This window comes from Streptomyces sp. NPDC033136 (assembly GCF_055578235.1).
Map to the genome: position 1 here is coordinate 1 of NZ_JBVIPD010000044.1, position 9,132 is coordinate 9,132.

General features: G+C 68.7%; 9 protein-coding genes. 8 read left to right on the top strand and 1 reads right to left on the bottom strand.

Annotation, left to right across the window (positions count from 1 at the left end; genetic code table 11):
- Positions 1-451: 451 nt before the first annotated feature.
- The 5 genes from ACZ5TL_RS38920 to ACZ5TL_RS38940 all read left to right on the top strand — a co-directional run bounded on the left by ACZ5TL_RS38920 (position 452) and on the right by ACZ5TL_RS38940 (position 5,595).
- A complete protein-coding gene (locus ACZ5TL_RS38920; protein WP_468595521.1) occupies positions 452-679 on the top strand; it encodes a helix-turn-helix domain-containing protein in 228 nt (75 codons plus the stop codon).
- A gap of 933 nt (positions 680-1,612) precedes the next feature.
- Positions 1,613-1,936 (top strand): hypothetical protein, encoded by a 324-nt coding sequence (locus ACZ5TL_RS38925; RefSeq protein WP_468595506.1) that lies wholly within the window; start codon positions 1,613-1,615, stop codon positions 1,934-1,936.
- Between the two features lie 82 nt (positions 1,937-2,018).
- On the top strand, positions 2,019-3,413 hold the full coding sequence (locus ACZ5TL_RS38930) for a replicative DNA helicase (protein WP_468595507.1): 1,395 nt from the start codon (positions 2,019-2,021) through the stop codon (positions 3,411-3,413).
- A 143-nt stretch (positions 3,414-3,556) separates the two neighbouring features.
- Positions 3,557-4,111, top strand: a complete 555-nt coding sequence (gene tpg, locus ACZ5TL_RS38935) for a telomere-protecting terminal protein Tpg (RefSeq protein ID WP_468595508.1) — start codon at positions 3,557-3,559, stop codon at positions 4,109-4,111.
- Between the two features lie 380 nt (positions 4,112-4,491).
- Entirely contained in the window at positions 4,492-5,595 is a 1,104-nt protein-coding gene (locus ACZ5TL_RS38940; protein ID WP_468595509.1) for a competence protein CoiA family protein, read from the top strand.
- 598 nt (positions 5,596-6,193) lie between these two features.
- Here the strand turns inward: ACZ5TL_RS38940 and ACZ5TL_RS38945 are convergent.
- Positions 6,194-6,394: a hypothetical protein gene (locus ACZ5TL_RS38945; RefSeq protein WP_468595510.1), complete on the bottom strand. Its 201-nt coding sequence runs from the start codon at positions 6,392-6,394 to the stop codon at positions 6,194-6,196.
- A gap of 863 nt (positions 6,395-7,257) precedes the next feature.
- Here ACZ5TL_RS38945 and ACZ5TL_RS38950 point away from each other — a divergent pair.
- The 3 genes from ACZ5TL_RS38950 to ACZ5TL_RS38960 all read left to right on the top strand — a co-directional run bounded on the left by ACZ5TL_RS38950 (position 7,258) and on the right by ACZ5TL_RS38960 (position 8,999).
- Complete coding sequence (locus ACZ5TL_RS38950) at positions 7,258-8,115, top strand: hypothetical protein (protein ID WP_468595511.1); 858 nt, start codon at positions 7,258-7,260, stop codon at positions 8,113-8,115.
- Positions 8,112-8,354, top strand: coding sequence for a hypothetical protein (locus ACZ5TL_RS38955; protein WP_468595512.1), 243 nt, complete (start codon positions 8,112-8,114; stop codon positions 8,352-8,354). The genes ACZ5TL_RS38950 and ACZ5TL_RS38955 overlap by 4 nt, the downstream gene beginning before the upstream one ends.
- 69 nt (positions 8,355-8,423) lie before the next feature.
- Positions 8,424-8,999: a hypothetical protein gene (locus tag ACZ5TL_RS38960; protein ID WP_468595513.1), complete on the top strand. Its 576-nt coding sequence runs from the start codon at positions 8,424-8,426 to the stop codon at positions 8,997-8,999.
- Positions 9,000-9,132 lie beyond the last annotated feature (133 nt).

Below are 9,132 nucleotides of genomic sequence, written 5' to 3' on the forward strand. Positions count from 1 at the left end.
ACCATGGCCATCGGCCCGCGACCAGCCCGAGCATCGCGAACCCCGCGCATACCAGACCCGTGACCTGCAACGTCACGATGCACACTGCTCAATGAGGTTCGCTCGGTCCGCCAGCTCGGTGAGAAGCCAGTGCTCAACCTCTGGACCGAAGGTCCGCCTACGGCAGAGAGTGGCCACGGCATTCCCGTACACCGACTGCCGGTCGACCAACGTGTTGTCCAGGTCGAAGAGGGCGAATGGCATGCCGATGACCTTAGCCCGGACTCACCGGCTCCCAGAATGGGCTCTGCGGGCACACAGCTCTACAGAACGCAGGGTCTTCCAGTGACACGCGGCCAACTCGCCTGTTGCGAGTGGAGAGTTATGTATAGTTCTGGATCACGTGAGGAGAGGGGGAGCAGTGTCTGAGCTACTTGATGCAGTCGAGGCTCTACTCGCGCGACCGGACCTAATGCCGCCGCCGGACGTCCGTGCGCGACTTCGGAAGGCCGATGGCCTGACGCAGGACGAAGTTGCGGAAGTCTTCGGCGTGACCCGCGTCGCGTTCCACCGCTGGGAGACCGGCCAGGCGAAGCCTCGTCGGCGCCACATGGAGGCTTACGTCCGCCTGCTGAACGGATGGGCAGCAAAGCACCCAGAGGCCGCCAAGCCGCTCGAACCGACGCAACAAGCAGGATGAGGGACCTAATGCCGAGCCGCCCCCCGTAAATGCGAAGCGGCCCCTGTCGCCACAACAGGAGCCGCTTCCAAGTCCGACTCAATCGAGCTTGCCAACCCTTGAGTCGTGTCCGGTGAGGTGACCTCGCCGGGGTGATGCCCGTGGGCCCAAGGGCCCGCGCAGTCACCTATACCCAGAGTATGCGCAAGAGATTGCGCAACGCCACTACTCCGGGGGTCCACTTAGGTCACACTCGCCGTTCGCGGCTCCCCGACCAGGGGAGATGCACCACATTGCACAGCCCACAGCGTCCATCGTCATCTGACGACTTCGGCGCCAGTTACCTCGAACGCGGCTGGGAGCCGCCTGAGGAAGTCGTGCTGCGCCGCGAGTTGGTGCGCACGCCGGGCTTGCAGCCCGAAGATATCGGCGTCCTGTCAGAACTGCTGCTGCGGGACCCTCGCCTTCCGTCGACCATGGAGGCCATCCGCCGGGACATGCAGGCGCAGGGCTGGAAGATGGGCAAGGACCGGTTCAACGCCATCGCGGCACGTCTGACGAAGGCCGGCCACCTCGCCCGCATGCCTGTCTACGACGAGGCCACGCAGCGCCCCACTTGGGTCACGCGGGTGTACCGGAACCCTGCGAACAACGAGCAGTACGTCGACCTGGGTATCGCGGCATCGCAGCAGGTCAGCGCCGAAGTGCGGGAAACCCGCGATTCCCAGCCCTCCGGATCGCGGAAAACCCGCGATCCGGAAACCCGCGTTTCGCCTGGTCAGGGCCGGAATGCGGAACACCCGCGATCCGGCGTTCACCCCCCACACCCCCCGGAGGAGGTAACTACCTCCTCCCCCTACCCCCTCACTGACTCCTCGGGGTCGCTTCCGTCACAGCGGGAGGAGGGGGGAGGGTGGCTTCGCCGCGAAAGACCTTCACGCGGCGGAGTCGTTCTTGCAGCAGCTGCGCCCGCCGCATCACATGGGTGCGGCGTCGGCCCGCAAGTACGCGCCGCTGCTGCTGCGGTCGATGGCTGAGCAGGGCTGGCCGTCGATCTTCGAGGTCAACTCCGTGCTTCTGGCGCGGGAAGTTACGCGGGATCCGCAGGGCTTCAAGCGGGCGTCGTCGCTGGTGCCGACGCGGATCAGGGATCTTCCGCTCTACGCCATCGTCACTGGTGCCGGCCGGGACCAGGGCTCCACCGCTGAGCGGTGTCCGGATCACCCGGCGCGCTACCGCAGGGGCTGCGTGGACTGCGCGATGACCGTGCCTGTCTGACCAGACAGCAGTGCGGGCCGCTCCCGGGCAGGGGAGCGGCCCGCGAATCCCCTGACCACTCAGACCGACCAGGAGACTTCCAGTGTCTACCAGCATCCCGGCTCAAAGCCACGACGGCTCGGGTGACGACCTCGAAGCACGCGAGGGCAAGCAGCCGACCGCGTTCACCCGCATGCCACCGCAGGATCTCGATGCCGAACGTGCGGTCATCGGATCGCTGCTGTTGTCCGGCAGTCCCAAGAGCGCTTCCTACCGGTTCTTCGGCGAGGTCCTGGAGACGGGTCTTGCCGCGGAGGAGTACTACCGGCCCGCCCACCAGATGATTCACCGGGCGATCCTGAGGGTTCACCAGGCGGGCGAGTCCGTGGACCCGGTGACCGTCGCCAATGCGCTGACCGAGCAGGGGGAGCTGGCCCGTGTCGGCGGTGCCCCGTACCTGCACGTCTGCGTCCAGGCCGCGCCCACTACCGCCAACGGTCCGCGCTACGCCGAGATCGTCCGGGCCAAGGCCTACCGGCGGTCGGTCATCGAGTCGGCCAACCGCATCCTCGAGTACGCCTTCAGCGAGGTCGGCGACGAGGACGAAGTGCGCGCCCTGGTCGAGCAGCAGCTCACCGACATCGTCGCGGGCACCCCGGGCCTGCACGAGGCGCCGCCCGCGGTCGGTGACCTCTACCTCGATTTCGTCGCGGAGACCGAGGACATCCAGAACGGGCGGCGGGTCGGCCTGACCTACGGGTTCACCGATCTCGACATGCTCACCTCGGGCATGCAGCCGGGCAACGTGACGGTGGTGGCCGCGCAGTCCGGCGTGGGCAAGTCCACGCTGGCGCTGAACATGGCTGTCGCCGCCGCCAAGACGGGCGCCCCGGTGATGTTCTCCTCGCTGGAGATGAGCAGCACCGAGCTGATGCAGAAGATCGCCGCCGCTGAGGGGAAGATCGCCCTGCATCACCTGACCCACCAGGGCGGCCTCACCCCGGAAGGGTGGGAGACCATCCGCGCCTTGGGGCCCAAGCTGTTCCAGAAGCTGCCGCTGCGGGTCTACCGGCCCGACGGGGCATCCCTGGGCGACATCGCCTCCGCCGCCCGGGCCAGCGCCCGCGCCGAAGGCCTCGGCCTCCTGGTCGTGGACTACGTGCAGCTGGTCGAGACAGAGCAGGCCCGCAACGCCACGCGCGAGCAGGCCGTCGCGGCCGTCTCCCGCGGCCTGAAAAATTTGTCCGTACAGCTCGGCTGCCACGTCATCGCCCTGTCCCAGCTCAACGACGACGGCTTCATGCGCGAGAGCAGGGCCATCAAGAACGATGCATCGGTGGTGATCAAGGTCGAGCGGCCCGACGCGCAGGACAAGGAGTCACCGCGTGCCGGTGAGGTCGATCTGGTCATTGAGAAGAACCGGTTCGGGCCCACCGCCTGCGTGACCGTCGCCAGCCAGCTGCACTATTCCCGGTTCGTCGACATGGCCCGTACGTGATCCACCCGCAATGCGCCTGAGGGCGCAGCAAGCCCCCTGGGCGCCGCTGTGCGACGCGATCAGCCTGACCCGGGGCAACTTCCCCGGCCCGGCCGTGATCGCCGCACAGCGGCCCACGCAGCCGATCATGAACGGAGGCCCGCATGGGCATCGTGGGAGACGGCCTGAACCGGGCCGTGCAGCAGGCATTCACCCGCCCCATACCCAAGTCGCCCGGTGCGCAGATGCGTTACCTGGTCAAGCAGCTCAAGGGCACCCGCGCTGTGGCGGAGCAGCTCGGCATCTCGCAGCGCACGGTCGAGCGCTACGTCAAAGACCAGATCCGCCGGCCCCGGGCCGACCTCGCCCAGCGCCTGGCCGACGCCGTGCGCGAGCGCTGGCAGCCGCGGGTGCGTGCCCAGGCCCGCAAGCAGGCGGCCACCAGCACGGGCGTCGTCATCGACGTCCGGGCCCGGTTCGGTTTCACCGCCGCTCCCGGCACCACCGATGACGCCCGCCTGCGGCACATCACTCTCGCCCTGCCGCCGCAGTACGCGGCCCGTCTCTTCGACGCCCAGGACGCCGGGGCCAGCGAGCAGCAGCTGCGCGACCTCGCGGGCCAGGCGCTCGGCGAGGTGTATTTCCAGGACGGCGGGCGCCGCGCCCAGGGCCTCGACGTGGAGTTCACCGACATCGAGCAGCTGGAATTCGACCTGTAGAAGCGTGCTGACAACCGGACCGTCAATTTCTCGGACGAGACAATGCGCATCGCCCGAACCACGATTCAGCACTGGGAACGGTGGCATCCCGCGTCGAGCATTCCGATTCCCGAAGTCAGCGCCCCACGCTACTGTGAGACGTGAATGTCCCTTACGGAGGGCGGAGTTGGGTCATGGCGTTCTTAGCGTGGCACGAATCATTGGGAACCATCGACTCAACCGCCCCCGACCTCGGCTGCGGCAAGGCCTGGGACACAGTGCATCGCGCCCGGCCGCGGGCTCCGCTCACGTGTCGTGAATGTGGGCACGCCATGGTCCCGGTGCGCTCCCCGCGTGGCTTGCGCTTCTTCCGTCACGCACCCCGAGCCCCGAGGTGCTCAATGGCGGGAGGCGAGTCGATTGAGCACCACTTGTTGAAGCTCGAACTCGCCAACGCCGCTCGTGCGGCAGGGTTCCTCGCTGAGTACGAAGTTGTCGGCCCGGACGGATCCTGGCGTGCGGATGTGATGGCAACCAGTGCCGACGGCACACGGCGCGTAGCACTTGAGGCGCAGCTCTCACCGATCACTCCTGACGACATCCGCGCGCGCACGAATCAGTACGAGCAGAACGGCGTGGCCGTCTGCTGGTTCGGTATCAGGATCCACTCATGGGTCGGCAGCGTTCCGTCACTCGTACTTGACTTCCCTGACAGTGACCGAAACAGCTGGGTTGTAAGGGCCGGTATAGCGCGTATGGCGAAACCGGATGCAGATTCCGCCTTTCAGCAATGGATGTCGGTCGAGGATGTGACCCTGACAGATGCCGTCGCGTGGATTCTGAACGGAAAAATGCAACCACACAAACCGTTGTCTCTGGCCAAGACAGTGATAGACCAAGACAGCCGACAATGGCCACCGCACTGGGTAGGATCGGTACTCTCCGAGTGGCACATGTGGTGGACCACTGCGCGCCACATAGATACCGACACTCAACAGCACCACGACTACCAGGAACGTATCCGCATCTCTGCTTTGCGCACTCAAAACCCAATGAGGGCATTCCGTGCACGCACAAAAATAGAGAGCATCGACAGGCTGCAAAGCCTGCTGCTGAATCAGTTCAACAACAATGCGACTCGCTCAAAATCAGACTTCCTGATCCGGGTCGATGGCATGTATGCAGACGGCTTGGCCTTATATGGCTACCACTGGGATCGCGTTTTTGGAAGGAGCCGTGACGTGAAACCGCTAGTGGTAGTTTTCCCCGACGTACTCGATGGGCGCTATTGGGCAAATGATGTGCCCGTGGCCTTCCCTGTTTCTTGTAGTGACCGACTCTCAGGGATCAAGAAACTTTGGTTGTTCGACCTTGGTCGCGATTCCATATGGCCTGCTGAGCCGAAGAACTCTGTCATCTCCTTGGCTCTGGATAGTTGGCGAACTCCAAGGGCAACCGCGCCGCACGATCTCGGAGGGTCTCGACGTCCCCGGCCAAACGACTAACAGGCATATAAGTCTCCCCGCGTCGCTGCTCGTGGGACGTCCGCGCGTCCGGCCGCGGCTGCCCGCGCGGCGGCGCGGGGGCGCGCCCGTTCGGCTGCGCCCGCTCGTCCGGGTGCGCGTCCGTCCGTGCGTCCGTGTCCGTCCGTACGGGGGCGTTGGGCGGGTCCGGCGGCCGGGAGCCGGCCCGGTTCTGCGGGGCGGTCTGAGGGCGGTTTCCGGGCCGTGGCGGGGGTCGCGCGCGTTAAAGCGTGCACATGTGCACGAGCGCACGCGTGCACACGGACGTGCACACGAGACGGGACGGACGACGGGGCGGACGACGGGGCGGCCGGAGGAGGGGCCGGGCCGGGTGCGGCGAGGGCGGGCTGCGGAGCGCCGCGGACGGCTCCGGGAGGGGTCCAACGCGTGCCGCACGTGTTGCGTGCTGCGCGTGCCGCCCGCACGTGGTGCGCACGTACGCGCGAGAACGCCACCCCGGCATGGGCCCTGACATCGACCCCGGTGGACCCCCGGCAGGGCCCTGTCACCGATGGGTGGCACGCCGGGGTGCCACCGGGGTGCTGCCGGGGTGCTGCCGGGCTCTGTGCCGGGGTGGCTCCTACCGTGTGCGCGGCCCGGTGGGGCCGCCCCCGAGTGTCCGGCGCCCGGTCGCCGGGCGCGGCGTCGGCTCGGCGGCCGGGACGGTGGGGAGGCGTTCGGCGGCGAGCTGGGCGCGCGGCGCCGGCACCGGATCGGTGTCTTGCGTGCGGGACGCATCGGCGCGGTCGGTTCCGGTGCACAGCGGGCGGCGGTCGCTCATCGCCCGATCATCGCGGGCGGCAGGAGTTCTTCTTCACCGGCCGGAGCCAAGGCGCGCGCGTGACGCGCGCGTGCGAGGCGGTGAACCTCCACCAGCCGCGCCGCCGCAGCAGCTCGTGCTCCTGGTCGTCGTCGGCGTGCCGGCGGGGCGCAGCATTTGCACGGCCTGCCGGGCGGTTACGGGTTACCGGTTACAGGCCGGTGAGTGTGCCGGTTCGCGCCGCTCAGAGCAGTGGGGCGGCTCCTTCCGGGCCTGTAACCGGTAACCCGTAACCGCCCGGCAGGCCGACTCGCGCACCGCTCGCACACTGCTCGCTCAGCGCTCGCTCACATGGGTCGCTTGGTGACCGGCCGTGCCCGTGTGTGGCCGGACCGGCCGGCAGACCCAGCAGGACGGCTGTGAGCGTCCGTCTCCCGCGCGTTCTCACCCCGTCCGGGCCACCCGCGGGGTGAGGTCTGTACGGCCGTCAGACGGCCGTACGCGCTCGCGGTTGTCGCGCTGGGTGTTCCGCGGGCGTGGAGGGTCGCGTGTACGCATGGCTGTGTCCCCCGAAGTCCGATGTCCTCGGAGGCGGTTTCGGGGATGTACGGGCCGCAGGAGTGTGATGTGGCGCACAGAGGCGCTGGGTGGGCGAGGTGGTCGGCTGGCGTCGCCGTCGCGCTGGAGGGCTCCCGGCGGCGCGTGCAGTCCGGCGCGCTGGATCGTCCGCGCCGCTGACAGGTTTGTTCTCCCAGTTGAACTGTCACCTTTGGACTTTCATCTTGACCTTACACCTAGCCCTCTCATGTACCCGCTGGCGCGTCTGCCAGAGCGAGGGCTGAAGCGTTTGGGTTCGGCCGACTGAGATGGCTACCTTCAGGGGCATGAAGACGACAACGCTCGCCGAGCGGGACATGCAGAAGAACAAGGCGACGGCCAGGGACACCCGTACGGCGATCCTCAAGCGCTCGGTCCGTCCCAACGTGCCCCTGCGCAAGACCTTCGTGCAGGCCCTCAAGGGAGCCCCGAGCCGTCACGGACCGCTCAAGGAGTTCGTCACGGGACGAGACCTGCGCGGGCTCAAGGCCTACCTGATGATCGTGGCCGCGTGCAGCAACGGGACGAAAGGCTGGTCGACCACGCACGACAGCGCCGTGTGGGCCCGGATGATGGACATCGGGCAGACCGCGACCGAGCAGTCCGCCCGTACCGGCGCCTGGCGCACCCTGCGCCGTCTCGAGGCGCGTCGGCTGATCACCTGCCACCGCACGGGGACCATGATCACGGTCACCTTGCTGCGGGAGGACGGCAGCGGCCAGCCCTACGACCGCCCCCTCGGTGACACAGAGGACAACCTCTTCCTGCAGATTCCGGCGACTTTTTGGACGAAGGGCTACGACGAGCAGTTGGACCTGCCGGCCCTCGCGCTCCTGCTGGTCGTGGCGCGCGAGAAGAACTGGTCGGCCTTCCCTGCGGAGAAGGCGCCCGAGTGGTACGGCTGGTCGGCCGACACGCACGAGCGGGGCCTGAAGAAGCTCCTCGACCTCGGCCTGGTGGAGCGTCGGGAGCACAGCACCAAGGCTCCGCTTGCCCCCATGGGCGTGACCATGACTTACCAGTACCAGCGCACACCCGCCGTCCGGCCGCGCAAACCCCCCCGGAAGCAGACGACCGCCCCGGCCACCGCGACCGCGACGGCGAAGAGCACCGCGAACCCTCCGCGAGGCGGGGGCGCGAAGTGACCGTGTACATCGAGCCCCTCGGTGCCGCGATCCTGTTCGTGGGCATCGTGGTGGGCTACATCGTCTACAAGCACACCCGTACTTCGACCGCGCCAGCCAGCCGCGGCGACGTCGTCGGCGCCATCGGGACCGCCGCGGTGGTCATCACCACCCTGGTCTTGTTGCTCGGAGGGGGCAACAAGACCATGACAGAGGGCGAGAACCCCGCCCGCGATACCAGCACCAGCACGACGAGGTAGCCACGCCGCCCACCAGGCGCGGTCGGCGCCCCGCAGGCAGAGCCTCCCCGGTTCCTTGTGGTTGCCCCTGTGATCTCCAAGGCGCGGGCGGAATCGGCCCGGGCACGGGCGGAGTCGCTGCGGGCACAGGCGGAGCGGGCCGCCACGGCGGAGGCGGAAGCCTTCCAGTCGAAGGAGGCGGCGGCGCTGCTGCGCCAGGCCGCCGAAGACGAGAAGGACGCCGCGCAGGCCGAGGCGGAGGCGGAGCGCCGCCGCGCACAGGCGGAGCGGGCCGAGGCTGAGCGCCTGGAGGCGGAGGCGGCGGAGCCGCGCCGCCGCAAGCTGGCGGTGGAGGCGGAGGCGGAGCGGCTGCGGGCGGCCGAGGCGCGCCGCCGGATCGCGGTGATGGAGGCGGAGGCGGCCACGGCCGACGCCTGGGCCGGGCTGAACCCCCGCGAGATCAAGGTCCGCCGGGTCGCCCGCCTCATCGTCGCGGCCGGCGGGAACGCCGCCAACGTCGACGTGGTCTCGCTCAAGGACAAGGACATCGAGACGGCCGTGGGCGCCGCCCGGACCACGGCGGGCGAGCTGCGCCAGGAGGCGGCGGAGCTGCTGGCGGGCGGCTACGACCCGATGACCGCGTACACCCCGCAGAACTGGCGCTGACGCACAGGGGAGAAGGCGAGCGGGGGGGGGGGGACCCCCCCACCCCCCCCCCCCCCCCCCCCCCCTTTCCCGCCCACCCCCCCCCCCCCCCCCCCCCCCTCCCCCCCCCTCCCCCCCCCCCCCCCCCCCCCAT

What these genes read in the sequence shown, in the direction of transcription:
- ACZ5TL_RS38940 (WP_468595509.1), top strand. Translation starts at nt 4,492, where the DNA reads ATGGCGGGAGGCGAGTCGATTGAGCACCACTTGTTGAAGCTCGAACTC.
- tpg (WP_468595508.1), top strand. Translation starts at nt 3,557, where the DNA reads ATGGGCATCGTGGGAGACGGCCTGAACCGGGCCGTGCAGCAGGCATTC.
- ACZ5TL_RS38950 (WP_468595511.1), top strand. Translation starts at nt 7,258, where the DNA reads ATGAAGACGACAACGCTCGCCGAGCGGGACATGCAGAAGAACAAGGCG.
- ACZ5TL_RS38945 (WP_468595510.1), bottom strand. Translation starts at nt 6,394, where the DNA reads ATGAGCGACCGCCGCCCGCTGTGCACCGGAACCGACCGCGCCGATGCG.
- ACZ5TL_RS38920 (WP_468595521.1), top strand. Translation starts at nt 452, where the DNA reads ATGCCGCCGCCGGACGTCCGTGCGCGACTTCGGAAGGCCGATGGCCTG.